Below are 21,554 nucleotides of genomic sequence, written 5' to 3'. Positions count from 1 at the left end.
AGCGCCTGATAGAGCCTCTCAGCGATCTCCGAGAGAACGGCCCGCGTCAGCCGCTTGAGCAAGCCAATGTCAAAGACACCTTTCCCTATGAAGGCCGCCAGGCAGCATCGACAAGGAGACGATGCGGACCTTCGATGAGGCCTGCCTGTCCGTCCGGCAAGAGCTGACCCCAGGCGAGATCAAGGCGCTGCGCGAGTAAAATCACGTTAGCCAGCCAGTCTTCGCGCGCTACCTCAATACCAACGAGTCGACCGTACAAAAATGGGAAACCGGCGCGATCATTCACTGGGAACCGACTTGCTGCAGCACAGCTGCGGCATTCCTGCCATTCGGGGTCGGCGCGAAGTATCGATTGAGATCATCTTCTGTGCGTGGGAGCCGGCGCACGCGCATGTTTGACAATCGGCTTCACGCGGAGGCTTGCCGCTGCATCCAGCGAAGCAGGGCTTCCAAGGCCCCGCGCCTCGGGTGCTCGGCCCGATAGACAAAGTAGAAGCCGTAGCCGGGCAGAACGATATCGCTGACTCGCAGAAGACGGCCATCGCGAAGCTCCCGTGCAACGAGCACGTCACTACACAGCCCAAGACCCTGTCCGGCTACGATCGCTTCGATCCCGTGGTGCTCTTCGTGGATTTTCAGTTGCGGTGGCCGGACGGTGCCGCTGATTCGGTAGCCTGCCGCTCGGGCCGCAGTTTCCCAGTGACGCCAAGTGGGCGCACCTACGTCGGTCAGGGGCCAGCCGACCTCGACACGTGGCAGATCGAGGATCGCCTGAGGCTCGATCATGCGGACGCCTCCCTGAAGAACCGACGGCGCCGCAACGACGTGGAAGGTATCGCGAAGTAGCTCCACCGCGACTCCGTCTGTCGGGGATCGCCGCGCATAACGGATCGCAACGTCAACTTCGCCCGTGCGAAGGTTCAGTACCGTATCCGTTCCCACAAGGTCGAGTGTCGATCCCGGCGCTTCCGCTCGCCAGCTTTCCAGGCGCGGCAGCAGCCAGCGCGCGGCGAAGGCACTGGTTGTCGTCACCCGAAGATGGCCGATCGGGCTGCCAGGGGTAAGGCGCGCAAGCTCGTCCGAGATCGACAGAAAAGCGTCCCGGACAACCGGCAGAAGCTGTGCGCCCGCAGTGGTGAGCTGCAACGGCCTCGGCTGGCGCTGAAAAAGGGGCTGGCCGCAATAGCGTTCCAGTAGCCGTATCTGGTGGCTGACGGCTGTGGGTGTGACGGACAGTTCCTCGGCCGCCTTCCTGAAGCTCAGAAGGCGGGCCGCGGATTCGAAGGCCTGAAGCTCTCGAAGAGGCGGAAGGCGGTGCATGCATCGAATTCTAGATGAATTGTACTCACCTTGCCTCGAATTCTTTGCTGTTGCCGCGCATCTCATCGAGTCCGATCATTCCGGCATTCTGGAAGGAGATCATCATGCTGGACGGACAATCGGCATCGACCGCTGCAACCATGATCGAAAGGTTTGAACAGATCCGCCCTTTGCTGGCAGAGCAATCCGGGCGCTTTGACGCGGATCGAAGGCTGTCGGACGAGGTGTTTGGTGCCTTGAGCGAAGCGGGGTTCTTCCGCCTCCTGCTGCCAGCTCAACTGGGCGGATGCGGGCTTTCGCCCCTCGACTTCATGGCCGTGGTCGAGCATGCCGCAGCAGTTGATGGAACAATCGGCTGGCTCGTCGGAAACGGAGGCGGCATTTCGCGCGCTGGCGGCTATCTGCCTTTGGACGCCGCACAGAAGGTGTTCGGGAAACCGTCGGCCTTCGTCGCCTCAAGCACAGGCGCGATTGGCAAGGCGGTCCCTGCTGAGGGTGGATACCGAATCACTGGCCGGTGGCCTTTTGCCAGCGGCGCGCCACACGCCACGACCTTTGCCCCGCTTTGTGAAGTGAACGAAGGCAGTGGGCGGATCGTTCTAGCGTTCTTGCCCCGTGAGGCCGTCAATCTGATCGACAACTGGCATGTGTCAGGGATGAGAGGCACCGGAAGCTGGGACTTCGAGGCAGACAACGCGTTCCTGCCAGCCGAATTCGTTTGCGACTTTCAGCCAAATCCTACCCACGCCGGTGTCGTCTATCGCCTTCCGGGCATTTCCGCCTTTGTCTGGACTGTTGCCACAGTGCCGCTTGGGATCGCGAAAGGCGCAATCGACGCGCTCATCTCGTTAAGCTCCGGCCACCGTCGTCAGGGCATGACCGTCCCCGTCGCAGAACGCGAACTGGCTCACGCAGAGATCGGGCGCTGCCTTTCGCAGTGCAGGGCGGCTGGCGCCTACATGCGGTCAGCCATGTCGGCCTTGTGCGCGTCCGTCGAAAGCGAAGGCTCTGACCTGGTTGCGGCCCGGATCAACTACCGGCTTGCCTGTTCTCACGCCGCTGAAGTCGCAGTGAGCGTCGTACTGCGGGTGAACGATCTGATCGGAGCCCGGGCCCTTGCCGAGTCCCAGCCCTTCGAGAGGCGCGAACGCGACGTTCGCGCGGCGGCCAAACACATCGCCATGAGTGCCGAGCAGTTTGTGATCGGTGGCCGCTACGCTCTTGGCGGCGATATCAGCGGCGCAAGCTTCTAACGATCAGCGCGCGCTGGTCCCGACGTAATCCGCCGCGTCGGTCCGCTGTAGAGATGCCGGGGCCGGCCGATCTTCGGCGGCGGGTCCGTGATCATCTGTTTCCACTGGCTGATCCAGCCCACCGTCCGTCTGATCGCGAGGATCGCCGTGGGGAAGCGCATCGCCTCAGGCGGCCGCTCCGCCTCAGAGGCTTTGCCCCTTACCCGGAAGCGCCCAGCGGCCGCGAGCGGCGAGCCTATGGGCGCTAAGCTGATGTCATTGGTTCGTGGTACCGAATGGCATATCCTGGAATGACGATATTCCTGGATTGGCACGGACTGCGATGCGTCAGAAGTCACCGAAGACGAAATCTCCGCGAGAGAACTCCGACCCGGTTCTCGCCCGTGAACGAGAGGTCGCCAAGACCGTGGCAATCAATGCTCTTCTCACCCGGCCGATCGCAGTTCTTCCAGCCAAGATTGGCGACCCGATCCGACCCTTTGCACTCGGGCTCTGGGATGAAATCCGCCCTCTCCTGAAACCGGAATTCAGCGTCACGGCTCTGCGCAAGACGATGGCAACTTATGTGCATTCGCGGAGCTATCAGATCGCGGTCGCGCGACCCGGATCCGTCCGCCATGACATCAATGGTACACCGGTCGGTCCTGTATCGGACGCCGACAGGTTGGATGCACAACAGAAGTACGAGGGTTTCAAGGCGCGCGATGGATCACGCAATCCAAAGTCGGCACCTCCCCTCCCCACCCCAGCGTCAAAGTCGGACGTGATCCGCGCTGGCCTCCTCAAACGGAAGGACACCCCGCGCTAGACAAGCGGCGGCCTCCCTGACGGCCGAGCAGTGAGAAAGTGACGCGCAGTCGAAATAGGAAGCCAGCTCCGTTGTGATTCCTCTGGACTTATTTGCTACCAGCAAGCATGCGGTTTTCAACACCGGAGCTACGGCGCGAAGGCCCCGGGGTTGCCTGCGGGGCCATTCGTTAGGGCTGCCTGAACCCGTCACATAGGGTCATTTCCCTTCATCGCGTTCGACATATGCGTCTTGCATTTGTCGTTGTCGTTTGAGGCAAGTGCTTCCTTCGCCATCGCCAATTCCTTATTGGCGTAGTCCTTCTTCATCTCGTCTGTCATAGCCTTGACGTCAGTTTCGAGCTTCGACATGTTGGCTTGATCACACACGATATCGGACAAGGCAAAGGCAGAAGGCCCAGCAAGCGCGAGTAGCACAGTCGCCGTCAGTAGTGTCTTCAACATCGTTATTTCCTCTTCGACGCGTGGAATGTCGGGCCAACCATCGAGCGAGAGTGACGTTCCGTCGGGCGAGAACACATCGTCGTGATCTGACCTGCCGCCGGTCTCCTTCCTGATACGCCAATCGCAGTCGGTAGGTGGATCGTTGTCGTTGGGACTGCCCCTGTCTTCTGATCCGAAATGGCGACACAACCGGTGGCGAGGACACCTATGATTGAGACGATGATCGAAGTCGCGGGATCCCGGTATTCATCGGATGTCCTCCGAACGGAATGCATTTTTCGCCGCTTGTAACTTAGACACGAACCTCGCCGTTATTATTCCGTGGTTTTTGTGATCCGAGGTTCGCGCCCTGCGCGGCCAATCCACCCTACCCTTGCGGAGCAAGGCTCGTTCTGATGCCAGCCGCGGCAAAGCGGGTGAGCTGAATCTGGGTTGCATCCTCGGTGTAAAGGACGTGAACCGCGCGGCCGCTCGCCGTGAGCTTTTCAGCTTCCTTGAAGGCGTCTTCAAAACTGACAGGTATTGCATCACTGGGCGTAGGGGGATCGTCCGGTTCCAACACGTAGAATGTGGCGTTTCGGATGTCTGTCATCGGTGCGCTCCTTTCGCGCAACAATAGCTGGCGAGCGCGATAGTTCCGGATCATAGGAGATTTGGCGGTCGCTGCATCATCGATGGCAGACCAAAACAGTCTCAGGCCGGTGATACGGCAGGGCGGCAAGGAACCGGCAGACACGCCGGCGACCGAAGCATCCGCCGCCAAGGCTGCGCCGTCGTTATTCGCATCGTCCGCGTCGGAATCCGCCTCGCCACAACAGGGGCACATCCAGCGCCGGAGGCGGTTCGGTCGGATGCGGACATCTTCGACAGGATCGAACGCCTCGCGGCACTTCACGCGAAAGGCATTCTCACGGCTCAGGAATTCGAGGCCACGAAATCGGAGTTCCTCAGCCGACTATCGCATCCGATGAACGGGGCTTGCCACGGAGATCAATTGGAGGCTTCCATCGAGCCGCGCCGGGCGATGACGGCCGTCAATGAACTGCAACCGGGTCAAGGCGTCGCCGACTAAAGTCCCGATTGTGGTAGGGAATCGAAGGATCACGACAGTCCCTACCAAAGAAATGAGCCCTTCCATTTTACCGCACCCCCTGCCCTTCTTCGATGGCAGGTTTATGAGGCGAAGGCCAGAACGATTGCGATAACGAGCAGCAAGGGGCCCAACCACTTGAAGTGGCGGGCCAGCGGCAGTTGGTTTGCCGGGTTTCTCGACAAAGTCACATACCCAAAGCCCACGGACGTCATCCACAGGCCGGCGCAAAACATGATGAATTCGTCAATATAGTCTGCGACCATGACTCTCCTGCTTTCTTCGAGGCTTTGCCATCAGTCCTTCTCAACCTCGCCAGTGTCTTCGCAGTGGCAGTGCGCATATCCCTCACGTCGGCGGGGCACCGTCGCTTTGGGGATTGTCGTGCTGGCTTCACACGGGTGACACGCCAAAAGCCCGTCTCCATAATTCCGATCATACCAACAAGACCGAGACCCATTAGCAAATTATAGAAGGTCATGGATATAGACCGCTCGTGCCTTACAAAAGCACATATGTGCTCCCCTCGGTGTTGCAAGCGGATAGTACGGTCCAGATTGCGGCGCCAGAACCCGCTTAGGCCCTTGCTTGAAGGCTGGGACCGCACCTCAGCCGTCGGGCGAAATGAAAATGCATGAAGCCGGGAAGCATGCTGACAACGCGAGCAAGGTTGACGCCCTGAAACAGGCGTAGCCGCAGTCCCTGCTCTTACGCCAAAGCCGCCACCCTTCCGGATGACGGCCTTTGATCACCAGCAATTTACAAAGATTACTGTGCAGCCTCTTCGATTAGGTCCGCGACGGCTTGGGGCTGTGACACCATCACAACATGGGATGCACCCTTGATCACGACAGTGTGCTTTGAGCCTGCCCGTTCGGCCATGAAGCCGAGTGCCTTCGCTGGGATGTTCTTGTCGCCGTCCCCATAGATGAAGTAGGAGGGCAGCGTTTTCCAGGCCGGCGAACCGGACTTTTCCGTCAAGGCAGCTTCGGTGATCGGGCGCTGGCCGGCGGCCATCAATGCCGCATCCTCAATTGAAACGTCGTGGGCGAACTGGTCGTGAAACTTCGCCTGGTCGATGGAAAGATCGACGCCGCCATCTACCAGCTTGACCGGAGCGGCGAGCGCTTGGCCAAGTGTTCCGCCCGGGAACTTACCGGCGAGATCGGCAGCTGCTTCCCCTGCTTCCGGAGCGAACGCTGCCACATAGACCAGCGACTTGACATTGTCCTTGCCGTTGGCAGCGGTCGAGATCACCTGGCCTCCGTAAGAATGCCCGACCAGGACGACGGATCCTTTGATGCTCGAGATGATGTCTGAAACATAGGCCGCATCACCGGCGACACTGCGCAGGGGATTGGCCGCGGCAACGACCGTGTAACCGTCCTTCTGAAGGATCTTCGTCACACCATTCCAGCTCGACGAGTCGGCGAAAGCGCCGTGGACGAGAATGACTGTGGGCTTTGCGGGCTGGGCAATTGCACTGCCGGACAGGAGAGCGGCGGCAAAGGCAACGGTGGCGGCGAGTTTGAACATGACGATATCCTTCGTGGCTCGGGATCTAGGTTCAGGCGTGAAGCTGTTAATTTATTTGTGTGCGATTCATTTGTGTGCAACATATATGTTTCCGGAATGAGTATGTCAACTGCTTGCAAATAGATCGTGGGCGAATTATTTGTGCGGAAAGGAGATCGCGATGACGAAGCCAGACGACCATCGCGGCGTCGCCGGAATGCTCTGCTTTTCCCTCTATTCCGCGAGCCACGCATTCACCCAGCTTTATCGGCCATTACTGGACAAGCTAGGCCTGACGTACCCGCAATACCTGGTCATGGTGTCGCTCTGGAATCGCGACGGCCAGAACGTCAAGGAGCTGGGTAACAATCTCTTCCTTGATTCCAGCACGCTTACGCCGTTGCTCAAGCGCCTGAACGTTGCCGGCTTAATCACGAGAACGCGCAACCCCCAGGACGAACGCGAGGTGCTTCTGCACCTGACGGAGAAAGGCCGCGCCCTGCAGGGTCAGGCCGATGATGTCATGCATTGCATCGGCGATGCGGTTGCGCTGGAAGCGGACGCTCTCGATACCCTCCGCGCCACGATCGACGGCCTACGCAACAGGCTTCAGGCACGGGCGAGATAGTTCGAAACCCTCCTCGTTGAACGCTTCGCGATAGCAAGCCGGTGGCGGTCCAACCCCGTACCAAACAGGGGTCCCGCCAGCGGACGCGCTCACCAACGTTTCGTTCGATTCGCGGCACCGCAGGCCGCTATCGACCCCTGATGTAGGAAACGCACCCGCTTCCCTCTTCTTTGTTAACTAAGCGAGTGAGTCATTTAACAAAATAGCTGTTTCGTTTATTTCGAAGAGATCTGTCAGGCCGAGGGCGGATATCATTGCTCGCCCGCGTTACTCACGCGGGCGCTGTGTCCAGGCTCTACCGGTCGGCCGCGACCGCTCTTATTCGCTGCAGAACAGCCTCCACTTGGTGGGCCTGAAGGCGATTCGGCTTCTGTGTGCAAAAGACGCGCGCTCCGGCGGCAACTCGATTTCGACGGCCGCATGCGTATTGCCCAGATCTAGCTCGAGATGGCGCGTACCGGCAACCCGCCGGCTCCCGATGATGAAGCCTTCAAGGCTGCCCCGAGAGCCATCGACGAGTTCTATGTCGTGCGGGCGGAAATACAGTAAAGCCTCGCCATCGCCTTCGGTTGCAGCACGCAGCCCTGTGGGCAGATCTTCGAACCGGATTTCGCCGTTTGAAAGCATGACCTTTAAGCAATTCGACTGGCCAATGAACCCGTAGACGAAAGTAGAGATTGGGTGATCATAGATTTCGTCCGGCGTACCGGATTGCTCGATCATACCTTTGTTCAGCACCACCACGCGATCAGCCAGTTCGAGCGCCTCCTCCTGGTCGTGGGTGACAAATACGGTCGTGTATCCGGTCCGATCATGGATTTCACGCAGCCACTGGCGCAATTCCTTGCGCACTTGAGCGTCAAGCGCACCGAAGGGCTCGTCGAGCAACAAGACGGTCGGCTTAACCGCCATGGCCCGGGCAAGCGCCACGCGCTGGCGTTGGCCGCCGGAGAGATGAGCGGGGTAGCGATTTTCAAATCCTGACAGCTGTACGAGCTCGAGTAACTCGAGTGCCATCTTGTGAAGTTCTGCCGGTGGTTGCCGCCGATTGGAGCGGCGAACCTTTAGACCGAAAGCCACGTTCTCCAGCACAGTCATATGCCGAAAGAGGGCATAGTGCTGAAAGACGAAGCCGATATTTCTTTCCTGCACCGTCTTCATCGACGCGTCCTCGGCATCGAAGAAAATCGTGCCATCGGTCGGGCTCTCGAGGCCGGCAATCAACCTAAGCAACGTCGTCTTTCCGGAGCCGGAGGGTCCAAGCAAAGCGATCAACTCACCAGAGTGGATGTCAAGAGAAACGTCGGCGAGCGCAGGGATGCGGTCATATTCTTTGCGTAGGCCTTGGATTCGTACTTCCATATACCCAGGTCCAAGTGAGTGCCATTCATTGCATCATTTGAACGCGCCAGCACAGAGTTGGTTCGATGTGCTCTCAGGGGAGCTGGCGACTTCGCATTGGAAACCGGAAGCGGAGACATGGTGCAACTGCTCGCGGCTGCCGCGTCCGCGTAAAAAGGCTCTGGCACGTCTCTCAAACTCAGCCCTGATCCTGCATGGAATGAGCGGGGTCCGCGGCGCAACGAGAGGGATTGGCGCTTGCCCGTCCGGATTCGGCCACAACGCTTCAGCCCCCAAGGGCGCCGAAGGGATACCAGGCGCAGTCGGCAGCAGACAGCGAGGCCATGAACAATCGTGTGAGCCGCGCGTTACCTGTCAAATGATGAGGTAAAGTCATGGCTCGAACCTCTCGAAACAACGGCCGCCGAGCGGAACTACTCCACATTGGGCTCGTGGTATTTGCAATGTTGATTATCGCGGCAATGGTGGCGCTTCTGTAAGGCGATGACCCAAGCAAAGAACTCGCTCGCAACAAGCCGTGCTCAGGAACGGCTCGGTTGTGAGTTGTTAAATTTGCAGCTTTGCAGATTTCCTGCAGGCAGTCCTGAGTCAGCCGAGCGTCGGCTGCCACCGAGACTATGTTTGCCATCCGCCTCGTTTCGTGGCGGCCCTCTCGCAGCCGGCTTCGGGCCGCGTGCTTGGAACTAATGACGGGCAAGGCTGTTTCAGCTGTGACTTTGGCATGACGCTGACGCGCCCTCCTGGCTGGGTAAGCCTCGATTATGAGGAGACTCGCATCATGAAGATTTCGTCCAGATTTCGTTCAGTCGCGGCTGCGGTTATCGCTGCAGCAGGAATCAGCTTTGCCGGCTCCGCGCATGCCGACAGCGGTACGATCAGCTTCTCAGTCTACAAGGCTGCCTTCTTTGTGGGTGGTTCTGGCGGCGAGGGCACGCTGACCTTCCATGGTCGCCGCTATCCCATCTCTGTCGGCGGCATCTCGGGCGGCCTCGCCTTCGGGGCTTCTAAGACCTATTTCCATGGTACCGTTCGCCACATTCGCCGCGCCCGAGATGTGACGGGGGTCTACGGTGCGGTAGGCGGTGGCAGCGCGGTCGGCAAAGGGGCCCAGGTGATCGCCATGACCAATGACAAGGGTGCCCAACTCGAGCTCTCAGGCAAGCAGGTAGGCCTGCAAGTCAACGCCGATCTCAGCGGACTTGCCATCACGGTGAAGTAAGGTTCGTCGTCCCTGCCCGCTACGCTGAATACAAAGGTCGGCTTTCAGCGCTCTGGCGACAAGCAGAGCAATCCCGGTGACCTCATTGAACATGCCGAAAGCCGCTCCGCGCAGTTCGTCCGGAGCGGCGTCGGCAATCGGCGTCGCCAGAAGCCCTTGCGTGAAGCCCATACCACAGCACGACGCCGATACCGCCCTCCTGCGATGCTGGTGCAAAGGCGAGGACCAGATCAGCCTCAATGCATCATCGCCAGCGCGGCCGTGAAGAAATCCTCGCCTCCGAAGTTTCCCGATTTCAGCGCCAGCAGCATATCGCCCTGCGTGTTGCCGACCGTTCGCAGCACCGGCACGCCGGGCGCGATCTCCGGGCCGATCAGGAAGGCCGGAATGGCCAGCCTGTCGACCGCGGCACCGGAGGTTTCTCCGCCGGCGATCACCAGGCGCCGCACGCCTCTTGCCACCAGTTCGGCGGCGATGACCGACGTTGCAGATTCGATCGCGTGACCGGACGCCTCGCGCCCATATAGTGATTGCAACCGGGACACGGTTTCCGGCGCTGCGCTCGCGGCGACGACGATGGGACCGGCCGAGATGCGGTCTCCGGCCCAGGAAATTGCCGCGGCGATCTCATCCGGGCCGGCAAGCAGCCGCTCCGGGTCGAGCCGCAGGACGGGCATCGACCGTTCGGCGACGTCGAGCTGATGCAGCGTTGCCTTGGAACAACTGCCGGCAACGACGGCGGAAAGCCCGCCCACGGGGCAAATGGCGTTCGCCGTTGTAGCGCCGCTGGCAGGAGCCCGGCCGGAGCGGACGAGTGCACGGGCAAGGCCAAGTCCGAGCCCCGACGCACCGGTGGATACCGGCGTTTCCAGTGCGATCGCGCCGAGCGTCTCGAGATCGCGTTCGAAGATGGCGTCGGCGATTGCCGACCCGACACCTGCCTCACGCAAGGCCTCGAGCCGGGCCCTGACTGTATCCGGTCCCGCCGCGATTGCCGGCAGATCTATAAGCCCGACGGCACCGCGCGACTGTCTGGCCATCACCCGCACGAGATTGGCGTCGTGCATCGGATTGAGGGGATGGTCCTTGAGCGGGCTTTCGTTTAGCGGCTGTCCGCCGACGAAGAGATGGCCGAGATAGACGGTTCGGCCCGTTTCCGGAAAGGCAGGCGTCACCAGCACAAGTCCACCGCCCGCGGCATCACTCAAAGCCTCGGTGACCGGACCGATATTGCCGGCATCGGTGGAATCGAAGGTCGAACAGACCTTGTAAAGCACATGGGCGGCGCCGCTCCGGCGCAGCCATCGTTCGGCCGCGGTCGCGGCTGTTACGGCGTCAGCGGCAGGTACCGAGCGGATCTTCAGGGAAACGACAACCGCGTCTACATCCGGCAGCGCCAGCGACGGGTCGGGGATGCCGACCGTCTGCACCGTGCGCAGTCCGTTTTTCGTAAGCGTGTTGGCGAGGTCGGAGGCACCCGTATAGTCGTCAGCGATCGATCCGAGCAATATAGCCACCGTCTAGCTCCTTGCAAAAGGTCTGAACCAGCCAAGACCGTCCAGTGTGTGGCCGCGCGGGATGTATTCGCAGCCGATGAAACCGTCATAGCCAAGGCGGTCGATTTCGCCGAACAGATAGGGATAGTTCAGCTCCTCCCCGTCCGGCTCGTTGCGTGACGGCACGCTGGCGATCTGGATATGGCCGGTGATCGGCATGAGGCGGCGCAAGGCCACGACCACGTCACCATGGATGATCTGACGATGATAGACATCGAACTGGAGCTTCAGGTTCGGCAGGCCGAGTTCCCCGATCAGGCGCTCGGCTGCGCCGAAATTATCGAGGAAATATCCCGGCATGTTTCGCCCGTTGATCGGCTCGAGCAACAGGTCGATGCCCTTCTCTGAGAGCCGCCCCGCAACGTAGACGACGGAGCGTCGGTAAGATGAGGCTGCGTCCTCGTCGTTTGGATCAGCAAGGCCAGCCATCAGGTGCAGCCGCCCGACACCCGTCGCCGCCGCATAGTCCAGCGCGCGCTCGACGCCCGCTTTCAGCGCATCGAACCGTCCGGGAAGCGCCGCGATACCCCGCTCGCCGGCGGCCCAATCGCCGGGCGGCAGGTTGAACAAGGCCTGCTGCAGATTGTTGCGGGCGAGCCGTTCGGCGATTGCCTCCGGTGTGGCTTCATAGGGAAAGAGATATTCGACGGCGGCAAACCCGGCATCGGCCGCAGCGTCGAAGCGGTCGAGGAACGGCCATTCGTTGAACATCATGGTCAGGTTGGCGGCGAAAACCGGCATGGTGGTGTTCCTTTTACAGGCTCTGCAGCTCTTTGGTCGCACCGGGCAATGTTGCGCCCGAGAGCTGGGCGTAGAGGCGCGCGAGCGACGAATCGTCGTCGCGGCCCATGCCGGCTCCGGACGCGCCCAGATACATCTGCAGGGCCGCAGCTGCGAGCGGTACCGGATAGCGCTCTGAGCGAGCCATATCCTGGACGATGCCAAGATCCTTGACGAAAATCTCGATGCTGCTCAGCGGACTATAGTCTCCGGCCAGCACATGCGGCACGCGGTTTTCGAACATCCAGGAATTGCCGGCCGAGGCCGTGATCACTTCATAGACCTTGTGGAGGTCGAGGCCCTGCTTGGCTGCAAACGTTATCGCTTCGCAGGCGGCCGCGATGTGCACGCCGGCGAGAAGCTGGTTGATCATCTTGAAGGCGGCGCCGGTTCCGGCCGCGTCGCCGAGTTCGTAGACTTTGCCGGCCATGGCGTCGAGACCCGGGCGGGCCGTGTCGAAAGCCGGCTTGGAGCCGGATGCCATGATCGTTAGTTCGCCGTTTGCCGCCTTGGCCGCGCCGCCCGAAATTGGCGCATCGAGATAATGCAGACCGAGAGCCTCCACCCGTTGTGCCAGGTCGCGTGCCACAGCCGGGTCCATGGTGGCCGACGAAATGAAGACTGCTCCGGGCTTCATCGTCCTTGCGACACCCTCGACGCCGAACAGCACAGCCTCGGTCTGCGCACCGTTGACGACGACGGAGACGACAATGTCGGCATCCTTTGCCGCACCGGCGGGCGTGGCAGCGCCGCGTCCACCCTCGCTGGTGAAGCGGTCCACCGCCGCAGGAGTGATGTCATACCCAACGACGTCGAGGCCTGCGCGCTTCATCGACCGGGCCATTCCGAGCCCCATGGAGCCAAGGCCGATGACGGCCGCGACAACAGCGGGGCCTGTATTTTCAGCAAGCGGTGACATGACGAGTTCTCCAGTCTTGTAAGGAAAGAGCCGCCCTCCGGATGCTGCCACCCGGAGGGATTGGTGTTTAGCGGTTGACGGTTTTCGCCGGAACCGTCAACACGGCCAGCGAACCGATGACTAGGGCTGCGGCGAGAAGATACATGCCCGCGCTGTTGCTGCCCGTAAGATCTTTCAGATAGCCCACCAGAAACGGCCCGAGGAACCCGGCGAGATTGCCGACCGAATTGATCCAGGCGATGCCGGCGGCCGCTCCCGTGCCGGCGAGAAAAGCCGTCGGAAGCGACCAGAAGAGCGGCGCGCAGCTGATGGCGCCCGCAGCAGCCAGCGAGAGGCAGACGATTGAGACCGTCGTGCTTGTCGCCGTCGTTGCCGCGACAAAACCACCGGCGGCGATGAGCGCGGGGATGACCAGGTGCCACCGGCGTTCACGCAGCCTGTCGGCGGAGCGACCGAGCGCCAGCATGGCGAAGAAGGTGCAGATATAGGGGATAGCGGAAATCAGGCCGATATTCAGGTTCCCGCTGACACCAGAGGCCTTGACGATGGACGGCATCCAGAAATTCAGGCCATATTGCCCAAGCACGAAGCAGAAATAGACAAGGCACATCAGCCAGACGCGGCGGTCCGTCAGCGTTCCGGCAATGCTGTGCGGGCTCGAGGCCTTGGCCCGGTTCTCCGCCTCGATATTGGCCGCCAGCACACGCTTTTCGTCGTCGTTCAGCCATTTCGCATCACGGATCTTATCATCAAGGTAGAAGAACGTGGCGACGCCGAAAAGGATGGCCGGGATGGCTTCGATCAGGAACATCCACTGCCAGCCGGAAAGACCATGCGTGCCATGGAAGCTGTCCATCAAGAGACCCGACAGCGGATTACCGAAAATGGCGGATATCGGGATTGCGGACATGAAGGTGGTTATGATTCTGGCGCGGCGATGGGCCGGATACCAAGCGGTCAGATAGAGAATGATGCCGGGGAAAAATCCCGCTTCGGCAACGCCCAGCAGGAAACGCAGGACATAGAAGACGGCTTCCGACGAGGTGAACATGAAGGCGGCGGAAATGATGCCCCAAGTGACCATGATGCGGGCAATCCACACCCGCGCGCCGACCTTGTTCATGATAATGTTGCTCGGCACTTCAAACAGAAAATAGCCGATGAAGAAAATACCTGCGCCGATGCCATAGGCCGCTTCCGATAGGCCGAGCTCACTCGACATCTGCAGCTTCGCGAAGCCGACATTGACGCGGTCGAGATAGGCGACCACGTAGCACAGCATCAAAAAAGGAACGATTCTCCAGAATACCTTGCCATAGGCCCGGACGCGCCATCGACTGGCGCCTGCGTTTGCAGCGTCATGATATTCTCCTCCAATTGTTGCCGCGGTCTCCTTCCGCGGCACGCCGGGCCAATAATGGCAGCGCTGCCATTTTCTTTAATCCATTTTGGCAGCGCTGCCAACGCGAAATTGGTAGCGCTGCCAAAAAAATCTTGCTTCTTGAAGAGAGTGGTGAAAAATGAGGACCGCAATCGGAGAGGGATGACGGCTTAGCGGCTGAAGCGCCCACCCGAGGTGGGGTCGAAAGTGACTATGGAATTCAAACACCAGGCGACAGTGACGCTTGCCGAGGTCGCGGAAGCGGCCGGCGTCGGCGAGAGCACGGTCTCGCGGGTGCTGCGCAACCACGGCTCGTTTTCCGGCAAGACGCGGGACCGGGTGATGGCTGCTGTCGAGCGGCTCGGCTATGTGCCGAACCGGATCGCAGGAACGCTCGCCTCCACCGCTTCGCGCCTGGTCGCCTTCGTCATTCCCTCGCTATCCAACATCGTCTTTCCCGATGTTCTGCGCGGCGCCAGCGCCGTTCTGGAGGAAAACCGGTATCAGGCGGTCTTCTCCGTCACCGACTATGACCCGGGGAAGGAAGAAGCGCTTGCCGCCGCAATGCTCGCCTGGCGGCCCGCGGCTGTGATGCTGGCGGGGTACGAGCACACGGAGGGCACGGTGAAGATGCTGCGCGCAAGCGGCTGCCGGATCGTCGAGCTGCTCGATCTGGACGGCGATGCGCTTGATCTGGCGGTCGGTTTCTCCAACCGCGCAGCCGGACGCGAAAGCGCGGCTTTCCTGCTCAAGCGGGGCTATCGCCGGATCGGGTATGTCGGCCACGACCTCAACCGCGATACCCGCGCCAGCAAGCGGTTTTCCGCCTTTTTCGAAACGCTGGGCGCGCATGACGCCCCCCTCGCCGATCGCGAAATTCTCTCCGGGGCATCGTCGGTGGAAAACGGCAGGCTGGGACTGGAGCGGCTGCTCGCCCGGACGCCCGATCTTGATGCGGTCTATTTCTCCAACGACGACATGGCGCTGGGCGGCTATTTTCACTGTCTGGCGCGGGGGATTGCGATCCCCTCGCAGCTTGCCATTTTCGGCTATAACGGCCTCGATATCGGCCGGGCAACGCCGCAGCCCCTCTCGACGATCCGCACGCCGCGCGTCGCGACCGGACAGGTGGCAGCACAGCTTGTCATCACCAATGCGCCATCCCAGGTCGTCGATCTCGGTTTCGAGCTGATCGAAGGGGCAACCGCCTGATAGGGAGAAACTGTCATGTCCGACGCGCGCCTGCGTGAAGAAATCTGCCGCTATGGCCGTTCGCTGTTCGAGCGCGGGCTGACGCCCGGTTCGTCGGGCAATATATCGTTGCGGCTGGAGGATGGCGGCTGGCTGGTCACCCCGACGAACGCCTCGCTCGGCTTCCTCGACCCGGCCCGCATCTCAAGGCTGGATGCCGAAGGCCGGCACCTCTCCGGCGACAAGCCGACCAAGGAAATTCCGCTTCACACGGCGCTCTACGACACGCGCGGCAGTGCCCGCGCCATCGTCCATCTTCACTCCACCCATGCGGTGGCGCTGACCATGCTGCCGGAGATCGATCCGCGCGCCGCCCTGCCGCCGATGACCCCCTACTATCTCATGCGCGCCGGCGAGACCGCGCTGGTCCCCTACTATCGTCCCGGCGATCCGGCGGTGGCCGACGCGATCCGCGGGCTGGCGGGAAAATACTCGTCGGTGCTTCTGGCCAATCACGGACCGGTCGTCGCGGGCGACAGCCTGGAGGCGGCGGTTTTCGCCACTGAGGAATTGGAGGAGACGGCGAAGCTCTATCTCCTGCTGCGCAACCTCAACCCCCGTTATCTCACCCCGGCGCAGGTCAACGATCTCACCAAGACCTTCGGCCTCGACCTGCCGTCGCATCACGACCATGATCACGATTGATGCGCGATCACCTGAAGCAGGCACTCATTCCTTCACGGCCCCGGTCATGGACGAGACGTAATAATCGACGAAGAAGGAATAGAGGATCACCACCGGCAGCGAGCCGAACAGCGCGCCGGCCATCAGCGCGCCCCATTCGAACACGTCGCCGCGGACCAGCTCCGTCAGCACGCCGACCGGCACGGTCTTGTTTTCCGAAGACTGGATGAAAGTGAGCGCATAGATGAACTCGTTCCACGACAACGTGAAGGCAAAGATGCCCGCCGATATCAGCCCGGGGACAGCAAGCGGCAGGATGATCTTGATCAGGATCTGCCAGCGCGTCGCGCCATCCACTAGCGCGCTCTCTTCGAGCTCGAACGGGATCGACCGGAAATAGCCCATCAACAGCCAGGTGCAGAAGGGAATGAGGAAGGTCGGATAGGTGAAGATCAGAGCCAGCCTGGAATCGTAGATGCCGAACTTGAAGACAATGAAGGCCAGCGGAATGAACAGGATCGAGGGCGGCACGAGATAGGCGAGGAAGATCAGCAGCCCCACCGGCCGCGAGCCCGAAAACCGAACCCGCTCGATCGCGTAGGCCGCAAAGACCGATGCCGCCAGTGACAGGAATGTCGCGCAGGTCGCCACCAGCATCGTGTTCCACAGCCAGCCCGGATAGGACGTCTCGAACAGCAGGTACTTGATATGGTCGAGCGTCGGGCCGACCACCCAGAAGGGACTGTAGTTGTTGTAGTCGGTCAACTGCGAATTGGGCTTAATCGCCGTGATCGCCATCCAGTAGAACGGAAAGAGCAGGACGAAGACGAACACTGCCATCGGCAGATAAACCATCACAATCCTGCGCGGCAGGCGGTTGAGATAGCTCATGCCCTGCACGTCGTCGGTGAGAACGGCGTCTTCGGATTTCACGGTCGTGGTCATCGTCATTCTCCCCAATCAATCCTGGCCGCCCTGCTGCCATTTGCGCCGCTGCAGGCCGAAGAAGCTGAACATGATGGCGGCAAGGAGGAACGGGATCATCGCCACCGCGATCGCGGCCCCCTCCCCGAGCTGTCCGCCCGGAATGCCGCGCTGGAAGGAAAGCGTCGCCATCAGATGCGTCGCGTTTACCGGCCCGCCCTTGGTGAGCACATAGATGAGCTGGAAATCGGTGAAGGTGAACAGCACCGAGAAGGTCATGACGACGGCAATGATCGGCGTCAGCATCGGCAACGTCACATAGCGGAAGCGTTGCCAGCTCGTTGCACCGTCCAGCGACGCCGCCTCCTGCAGCGAGGCCGGAATGGTCTGCAGGCCAGCCAGCAACGAAATGGCGACAAAGGGAATGCCGCGCCAGACATTGGCTGCGATCACCGAGGCTCGGGCATTCTCCGGATCGCCCAGGAAGTTGATCGGACTATCGATCACGCCGAGCTGCATCAGCGACCATGAAATGATCGAGAACTGCGCATCGTAGATCCACCAGAAGGCCAGCGCCGAGAGCACGGTGGGAACGACCCAGGGTAAGAGTACGATTGCCCGGAAGAAGGACTTGAATGGCAAATTTTCATTCAGCAGCAGCGCCAGCCAGAGCCCGAAGACGAATTTCAGGATCGACGCCACAATCGTGTAGAGCAGCGTGTTGAAGACCGACAGCCAGAAGACCGAGTCCTCGGCAAGGAAGATGTAGTTTTCGAGCCCGATGAACACCCCGTCACGACCGATGCGCGTGTCGGTAAAGCCGAGCCAGACGCCGAGACCGAGTGGATAGGTGAGGAAGCAGACAAGGAAGACGGCGGCCGGAAGCATGAAGAGGAAACCAATCATGTTCCTGTTCTGCATGAGCGAGGCCATCGCGGATGGCGGCTTCCTGGATGACGCTGTGGACATCGGACATCTCCCGTATAGCGGATTGGGGAACGGGTATCGGCGGGGCATTTCCGCCGATACCTTGTCTCAGCGGCCTATGCAGGCCATGTTGGGATTTAGACCCGGTAGTAGCGGTTTGCCCGGCGCTCAGCCTCTACAATTGCCTCTTCCGGCGTCATCTGCCCCGTAACCGCGGTGGCGAACATGTCGACCAGCACGTAGTCGGCCATGACGCCGGCGGACGCATAGCCGAGCGGGCCGGCATAACCGTTCGGGCGCAGCGTTTCGGAGGCGCGCGCATAAGGCGCGTGGATCGGATCGGACGTCCAGACGGGATTGTCGGCGAAAGCCTTGAGAGGCTGGCAGCAATACGCGCTGGAGCCCGTGATCCAGGCATTCATCTGGTCGGCCTCCATCATGAATTTGATATAGGCCTTGGCAGCTTCCGGATATTTCGTATGGCTGAAGAGCAGCAGCGAACTGGTCTGATGCAGCTCGACGCTCTGGCCGACCGGACCGACAGGGAAGTTCGTGGTGCGGATGTCGGCTGAAAGTTCCGCCATCGCCGGGTCCTTCTTCGACGCATAGTAGAGCGAGACGCCGTTCGCCGTCAGCGACACCTGGCCCGCCAGGAAGGCCCGGTTGTTATTGATGTCGAGCCAGCTCTCGGTGCCCGGAATGAAGGTCTCGTAAAGCGCCTTGGCATAGTTGACCGCTTTGAGCGTCTCGGGGCTGTTGATGACGACCTTGCCGCCTTCATCGACCATCTTGCCGCCATGGCTCCAGAGCAACCAATGGGCATAGTTGTTGCCGTCGCCGACGGCCTTGCCGTGCGGGAAGCCGGCTGGCGTTCCCTTGGCCTTCATCGCCTTGCAGAGTTCGAGGAACCCGTCGGTGTCCTTCGGAAATTCGCTGAAGCCGGCCGCCTTAACATGGCTGTCACGATAGCAGACGGCGTTGCCAATCGCCGTCAGCGGCATGGCGATGAACTTGTCGCCGCGCGAAGCATAACCCTTTACGCCATCGTACCAGCCGCCGTATTTGCCGCCGAGGTAGTTGGCGAGTTCGGTCAGATCGACGAGCTTGTCGGGATATTGGTGGGCGTCGTCAAACCAGCACATCACCAGATCGGGCCCCGAACCGACATTGGCGGCGACGGCTGCCTTCGGGCGAATGTCTTCCCAGCTTTCCTTGTCGATGCGGACCTCGACCCCAGTCGCCTCAGTGAATTTCGCGGTGTTGGCAAGCCACGCATCCTCGTCACCCTTGACGAAGGGCGTCCAGCGCAACAGCCTCAGGCTCGCCCCTTCCTCCGGCTTGTAGGCCGGCTCCGCCCCTTGCGCGAAAGACGGGCGGATGCCGAAAGGCGAAAGCCCGGCGATCCCCGCCAGCGCGGCGGATGCAGTGAGAAAATCACGTCTCTTGAAAGTCATAATGCTCCTCCTGGTGACAACGGGACATCATCCTTTCCGGCACCCGCCGTCCCGTTTGGCGAATGCTGCAACGAAGGTTTCGGGTATGGCCGGAAACGCCGACCCGAGACCGGATGCGTCAGGGCTCCTCTTCCCTGACGCACAAAGCGGGGCAGTATCAGTCGGTCAGCCGCACGCCGGTTTCGGCGTCGAACAGGTGCACATGATCGGCATCGATAGATAGGTGGATTGCCTCGCCCGGCCGGGCGGTCACGCGCTCACGGAAAACGCAGGTGACGTCCGTGCCGCCGAAGCGCACGATCAACTGCGTCTCGTAGCCGGTGGGCTCGATAACCGCGACGGTCACGGGAAACCCGTTCGGGTCGAGCGACATATATTCCGGCCGCAAGCCGTAGATCAGATCACGCCCTCTTGCCGCCGATGGCGACCGCGCGACTGGCAGCGCCATGCCATCGGTTGCGATAAAGCACTTCGGATTTTGCGGGTCGAGCCTGCCCTTGATCATGTTCATCGCTGGCGAACCGATAAAACCCGCGACGAAAAGATTGGCGGGGCTGTCGTAGAGGTCAAGCGGCGCGCCGATCTGTTCGACAATACCGTCATGCATGACGACGATTTTGTCGGCCATGGTCATCGCCTCGATTTGGTCATGCGTGACATAGACGGTGGTCGTCTTCAGCCGCTGGTGCAGTTCCTTGATCTCGGCGCGCATGGCCACGCGCAGTTTCGCATCGAGGTTGGATAGCGGTTCGTCGAAGAGAAATACCTGCGGATCGCGCACGATCGCCCTGCCCATCGCTACGCGCTGGCGCTGGCCGCCGGAGAGCTGGCGCGGATAGCGGTCGAGCAGCTTGGAAAGCCCGAGAATGCCCGCCGCGGTGCCTACGCGCTTGTCGATATCGGCTTTCGGCGAGCCGTTCAGCATCAGCGAGAAGGCCATGTTGTCGGCGACCGTCATATGCGGATAAAGCGCGTAGTTCTGGAACACCATGGCGATATCCCGATCCTTGGGCGGCAGGGTGTTGACGACCTTGTCGCCGATGCGGATCTCGCCCGCCGAAATGTTTTCAAGCCCGGCCAACATTCGCAGAAGCGTCGATTTCCCGCAGCCCGAGGGGCCGACAAGGATCACGAATTCGCCATCCTCGATTTCGATGTTCACGCCCTTGATGACGGGAAAGGCTCCGAATGATTTTCTGACATCGACGAAGTCAACGCCTGCCATATGCTTTCCTCCCTGTGAATTTCATCTGACATCGGCGGACTGTCCGGCGGCCTCCTCATGCCGTTCTTAGACCCCGTCCAGTTTCCTCTCGACCGCCCTTACCCCCGCCCCACCAGCGGCATCTTCGTCGCCATGACCGTCATCGTCAGCACATTCGCCTCCAGTGGCAGGCTTGCCATGTAGACAACAGCCGCGGCGATATGGGCGACCGGGATCGTCGGCTCACTGGCGGTCTCGCCATTAGCCTGCAACACCCCGGAATTCATCTTCGACGTCATGTCGGTCGCGGCATTGCCGATATCGATCTGGCCGCAGGCGATGTCATACTTGCGCCCGTCGAGTGCGGTCGACTTGGTCAACCCCGTGATCGCATGCTTGGTTGCCGTGTAAGGTGCTGAGTTCGGCCGCGGCGTCTGGGCCGAAATCGAGCCGTTGTTGATGATCCGCCCGCCGCGCGGCGCCTGCGCCTTCATCAGCCGGAACGCCTGCTGCGTGCAGAGAAAGGCACCCGTCAGGTTTGCGGCAAGAATGCCGCTCCATTGCTCGAAGGTCACCTCTTCCAACGGCACGGCCGGCACATTGGAGCCGGCATTGTTGACCAGGAGGTCGAGCCGGCCGAACTCGGTGCGGATCGCCTCGAAAAGGCGGACGACCGCATTGGGATCGCCGATATCGGCCCTGACACCCCGCACGGTTCCTCCCGTTTGCGCCGCTATGCCGCCAGCTGCTTTATCGAGCACGTCGGCGCGCCGGCCGGCGATGACGATGGTATAACCCTCCGCACTTAAGGCCTCGGCGATCCCGCGTCCGAGGCCCGTGCCGCCGCCAGTCACCAATGCGATCTTGCCTTCGCCGGATTTTAAAGCGCGAACCAT

22 protein-coding genes and 3 pseudogenes are annotated in these 21,554 nt (G+C 61.0%); 9 read left to right on the top strand and 16 right to left on the bottom strand.

Annotated elements, in window-relative coordinates; genetic code table 11:
- Window positions 1-100: 100 nt before the first annotated feature.
- A pseudogene (locus ACN9MO_RS31535) lies at window positions 101-277 on the top strand (helix-turn-helix domain-containing protein); the annotation flags it as partial.
- Window positions 278-408: 131 nt separating this feature from the next.
- On the opposite strand, the gene ACN9MO_RS31530 reads toward ACN9MO_RS31535, so the two are convergent.
- Window positions 409-1,320, bottom strand: a complete 912-nt coding sequence (locus ACN9MO_RS31530; protein WP_057251354.1) for a LysR substrate-binding domain-containing protein — start codon at window positions 1,318-1,320, stop codon at window positions 409-411.
- A 104-nt stretch (window positions 1,321-1,424) separates the two neighbouring features.
- On the opposite strand from ACN9MO_RS31530, the gene ACN9MO_RS31525 reads away from it, so the two are divergent.
- Window positions 1,425-2,573 (top strand): acyl-CoA dehydrogenase family protein, encoded by a 1,149-nt coding sequence (locus ACN9MO_RS31525; protein WP_057251353.1) that lies wholly within the window; start codon window positions 1,425-1,427, stop codon window positions 2,571-2,573.
- Here the strand turns inward: ACN9MO_RS31525 and gltA are convergent.
- Window positions 2,570-2,740 (bottom strand): annotated as a pseudogene (gene gltA, locus ACN9MO_RS31520) (citrate (Si)-synthase); the annotation flags it as partial. The gene ACN9MO_RS31525 and the pseudogene gltA overlap by 4 nt on opposite strands.
- A gap of 98 nt (window positions 2,741-2,838) precedes the next feature.
- Here gltA and ACN9MO_RS31515 point away from each other — a divergent pair.
- Window positions 2,839-3,381 carry a ProQ/FINO family protein gene (locus ACN9MO_RS31515; protein WP_244495620.1) on the top strand — a complete coding sequence of 181 codons (543 nt, stop codon included), beginning with the start codon at window positions 2,839-2,841 and terminating at the stop codon, window positions 3,379-3,381.
- Between the two features lie 188 nt (window positions 3,382-3,569).
- Here the strand turns inward: ACN9MO_RS31515 and ACN9MO_RS31510 are convergent, their stop codons facing one another.
- A complete protein-coding gene (locus ACN9MO_RS31510) occupies window positions 3,570-3,824 on the bottom strand; it encodes a hypothetical protein (RefSeq protein WP_112996702.1) in 255 nt (84 codons plus the stop codon).
- Between the two features lie 367 nt (window positions 3,825-4,191).
- On the bottom strand, window positions 4,192-4,719 hold the full coding sequence (locus ACN9MO_RS31505) for a hypothetical protein (RefSeq protein ID WP_309239077.1): 528 nt from the start codon (window positions 4,717-4,719) through the stop codon (window positions 4,192-4,194).
- Here ACN9MO_RS31505 and ACN9MO_RS31500 point away from each other — a divergent pair.
- The gene (locus tag ACN9MO_RS31500; protein WP_425989336.1) at window positions 4,603-4,896 is read left to right on the top strand and encodes an SHOCT domain-containing protein; all 294 of its coding nucleotides are present in this window, start codon (window positions 4,603-4,605) and stop codon (window positions 4,894-4,896) included. The genes ACN9MO_RS31505 and ACN9MO_RS31500 overlap by 117 nt on opposite strands.
- Window positions 4,897-4,997: 101 nt before the next feature.
- Here ACN9MO_RS31500 and ACN9MO_RS31495 read toward each other — a convergent pair whose 3' ends face one another.
- Complete coding sequence (locus ACN9MO_RS31495) at window positions 4,998-5,180, bottom strand: hypothetical protein (RefSeq protein WP_057251349.1); 183 nt, start codon at window positions 5,178-5,180, stop codon at window positions 4,998-5,000.
- Between the two features lie 502 nt (window positions 5,181-5,682).
- On the bottom strand, window positions 5,683-6,450 hold the full coding sequence (locus ACN9MO_RS31490; protein WP_057251348.1) for an alpha/beta fold hydrolase: 768 nt from the start codon (window positions 6,448-6,450) through the stop codon (window positions 5,683-5,685).
- Window positions 6,451-6,622: 172 nt separating this feature from the next.
- Here ACN9MO_RS31490 and ACN9MO_RS31485 point away from each other — a divergent pair.
- A pseudogene (locus ACN9MO_RS31485) lies at window positions 6,623-6,715 on the top strand (MarR family transcriptional regulator); the annotation flags it as partial.
- 30 nt (window positions 6,716-6,745) lie between these two features.
- Window positions 6,746-7,057: a MarR family transcriptional regulator gene (locus ACN9MO_RS31480; protein WP_375374153.1), complete on the top strand. Its 312-nt coding sequence runs from the start codon at window positions 6,746-6,748 to the stop codon at window positions 7,055-7,057.
- 318 nt (window positions 7,058-7,375) lie between these two features.
- On the opposite strand, the gene ACN9MO_RS31475 is transcribed toward ACN9MO_RS31480, so the two are convergent.
- A complete protein-coding gene (locus ACN9MO_RS31475; RefSeq protein ID WP_057251346.1) occupies window positions 7,376-8,419 on the bottom strand; it encodes a sulfate/molybdate ABC transporter ATP-binding protein in 1,044 nt (347 codons plus the stop codon).
- Window positions 8,420-9,197: 778 nt separating this feature from the next.
- Here ACN9MO_RS31475 and ACN9MO_RS31470 point away from each other — a divergent pair.
- A complete protein-coding gene (locus ACN9MO_RS31470; protein WP_113479946.1) occupies window positions 9,198-9,638 on the top strand; it encodes a hypothetical protein in 441 nt (146 codons plus the stop codon).
- A 236-nt stretch (window positions 9,639-9,874) separates the two neighbouring features.
- Here ACN9MO_RS31470 and otnK read toward each other — a convergent pair whose 3' ends face one another.
- From otnK to ACN9MO_RS31450, 4 genes are all read right to left on the bottom strand, one after another.
- Entirely contained in the window at window positions 9,875-11,155 is a 1,281-nt protein-coding gene (gene otnK, locus ACN9MO_RS31465) for a 3-oxo-tetronate kinase (protein ID WP_057250138.1), read from the bottom strand.
- Between the two features lie 3 nt (window positions 11,156-11,158).
- The gene (gene otnI / locus ACN9MO_RS31460; RefSeq protein WP_113737380.1) at window positions 11,159-11,935 is read right to left on the bottom strand and encodes a 2-oxo-tetronate isomerase; all 777 of its coding nucleotides are present in this window, start codon (window positions 11,933-11,935) and stop codon (window positions 11,159-11,161) included.
- Window positions 11,936-11,948: 13 nt separating this feature from the next.
- A complete protein-coding gene (gene ltnD / locus ACN9MO_RS31455) occupies window positions 11,949-12,893 on the bottom strand; it encodes an L-threonate dehydrogenase (RefSeq protein WP_057250135.1) in 945 nt (314 codons plus the stop codon).
- 67 nt (window positions 12,894-12,960) lie between these two features.
- Window positions 12,961-14,271, bottom strand: a complete 1,311-nt coding sequence (locus ACN9MO_RS31450; RefSeq protein WP_425989332.1) for an MFS transporter — start codon at window positions 14,269-14,271, stop codon at window positions 12,961-12,963.
- Between the two features lie 216 nt (window positions 14,272-14,487).
- Between ACN9MO_RS31450 and ACN9MO_RS31445 the strand changes: the two genes are divergently transcribed.
- Both ACN9MO_RS31445 and ACN9MO_RS31440 read left to right on the top strand, forming a co-directional pair.
- Window positions 14,488-15,486, top strand: a complete 999-nt coding sequence (locus tag ACN9MO_RS31445) for a LacI family DNA-binding transcriptional regulator (protein ID WP_112995785.1) — start codon at window positions 14,488-14,490, stop codon at window positions 15,484-15,486.
- Window positions 15,487-15,501: 15 nt separating this feature from the next.
- Entirely contained in the window at window positions 15,502-16,170 is a 669-nt protein-coding gene (locus ACN9MO_RS31440) for an aldolase (RefSeq protein WP_057250129.1), read from the top strand.
- Between the two features lie 24 nt (window positions 16,171-16,194).
- On the opposite strand, the gene ACN9MO_RS31435 is transcribed toward ACN9MO_RS31440, so the two are convergent.
- The 5 genes from ACN9MO_RS31435 to ACN9MO_RS31415 all read right to left on the bottom strand — a co-directional run bounded on the left by ACN9MO_RS31435 (window position 16,195) and on the right by ACN9MO_RS31415 (window position 21,554).
- On the bottom strand, window positions 16,195-17,094 hold the full coding sequence (locus ACN9MO_RS31435) for a carbohydrate ABC transporter permease (protein WP_057250127.1): 900 nt from the start codon (window positions 17,092-17,094) through the stop codon (window positions 16,195-16,197).
- Window positions 17,095-17,109: 15 nt separating this feature from the next.
- A complete protein-coding gene (locus ACN9MO_RS31430) occupies window positions 17,110-18,042 on the bottom strand; it encodes a carbohydrate ABC transporter permease (RefSeq protein WP_053249896.1) in 933 nt (310 codons plus the stop codon).
- Between the two features lie 95 nt (window positions 18,043-18,137).
- The gene (locus ACN9MO_RS31425; protein WP_112995784.1) at window positions 18,138-19,454 is read right to left on the bottom strand and encodes an ABC transporter substrate-binding protein; all 1,317 of its coding nucleotides are present in this window, start codon (window positions 19,452-19,454) and stop codon (window positions 18,138-18,140) included.
- Window positions 19,455-19,611: 157 nt separating this feature from the next.
- A complete protein-coding gene (locus tag ACN9MO_RS31420) occupies window positions 19,612-20,679 on the bottom strand; it encodes an ABC transporter ATP-binding protein (RefSeq protein ID WP_112995783.1) in 1,068 nt (355 codons plus the stop codon).
- 98 nt (window positions 20,680-20,777) lie between these two features.
- Window positions 20,778-21,554, bottom strand: a complete 777-nt coding sequence (locus ACN9MO_RS31415) for an SDR family oxidoreductase (RefSeq protein WP_057250120.1) — start codon at window positions 21,552-21,554, stop codon at window positions 20,778-20,780.

This window comes from Ensifer sp. R-19 (assembly GCF_049905105.1).
In the GTDB taxonomy this organism is placed as follows: Bacteria; Pseudomonadota; Alphaproteobacteria; order Rhizobiales; family Rhizobiaceae; genus Ensifer.
Note: the sequence above shows the minus strand (reverse complement) of the source record. Positions and strands in the feature narration are given on the sequence as shown.

Bases quoted from the DNA above. Each gene is read 5' to 3' on its own strand.
- ACN9MO_RS31530 (WP_057251354.1), bottom strand. From the start codon at position 1,320: ATGCACCGCCTTCCGCCTCTTCGAGAGCTTCAGGCCTTCGAATCCGCG.
- ACN9MO_RS31525 (WP_057251353.1), top strand. From the start codon at position 1,425: ATGCTGGACGGACAATCGGCATCGACCGCTGCAACCATGATCGAAAGG.
- ACN9MO_RS31510 (WP_112996702.1), bottom strand. From the start codon at position 3,824: ATGTTGAAGACACTACTGACGGCGACTGTGCTACTCGCGCTTGCTGGG.
- ACN9MO_RS31495 (WP_057251349.1), bottom strand. From the start codon at position 5,180: ATGGTCGCAGACTATATTGACGAATTCATCATGTTTTGCGCCGGCCTG.
- ACN9MO_RS31490 (WP_057251348.1), bottom strand. From the start codon at position 6,450: ATGTTCAAACTCGCCGCCACCGTTGCCTTTGCCGCCGCTCTCCTGTCC.
- ACN9MO_RS31480 (WP_375374153.1), top strand. From the start codon at position 6,746: ATGGTGTCGCTCTGGAATCGCGACGGCCAGAACGTCAAGGAGCTGGGT.
- ACN9MO_RS31475 (WP_057251346.1), bottom strand. From the start codon at position 8,419: ATGGAAGTACGAATCCAAGGCCTACGCAAAGAATATGACCGCATCCCT.
- ACN9MO_RS31470 (WP_113479946.1), top strand. From the start codon at position 9,198: ATGAAGATTTCGTCCAGATTTCGTTCAGTCGCGGCTGCGGTTATCGCT.
- otnI (WP_113737380.1), bottom strand. From the start codon at position 11,935: ATGCCGGTTTTCGCCGCCAACCTGACCATGATGTTCAACGAATGGCCG.
- ltnD (WP_057250135.1), bottom strand. From the start codon at position 12,893: ATGTCACCGCTTGCTGAAAATACAGGCCCCGCTGTTGTCGCGGCCGTC.
- ACN9MO_RS31445 (WP_112995785.1), top strand. From the start codon at position 14,488: ATGGAATTCAAACACCAGGCGACAGTGACGCTTGCCGAGGTCGCGGAA.
- ACN9MO_RS31440 (WP_057250129.1), top strand. From the start codon at position 15,502: ATGTCCGACGCGCGCCTGCGTGAAGAAATCTGCCGCTATGGCCGTTCG.
- ACN9MO_RS31435 (WP_057250127.1), bottom strand. From the start codon at position 17,094: ATGACCACGACCGTGAAATCCGAAGACGCCGTTCTCACCGACGACGTG.
- ACN9MO_RS31430 (WP_053249896.1), bottom strand. From the start codon at position 18,042: ATGTCCACAGCGTCATCCAGGAAGCCGCCATCCGCGATGGCCTCGCTC.
- ACN9MO_RS31425 (WP_112995784.1), bottom strand. From the start codon at position 19,454: ATGACTTTCAAGAGACGTGATTTTCTCACTGCATCCGCCGCGCTGGCG.
- ACN9MO_RS31420 (WP_112995783.1), bottom strand. From the start codon at position 20,679: ATGGCAGGCGTTGACTTCGTCGATGTCAGAAAATCATTCGGAGCCTTT.
- ACN9MO_RS31415 (WP_057250120.1), bottom strand. From the start codon at position 21,554: ATGGTTCGCGCTTTAAAATCCGGCGAAGGCAAGATCGCATTGGTGACT.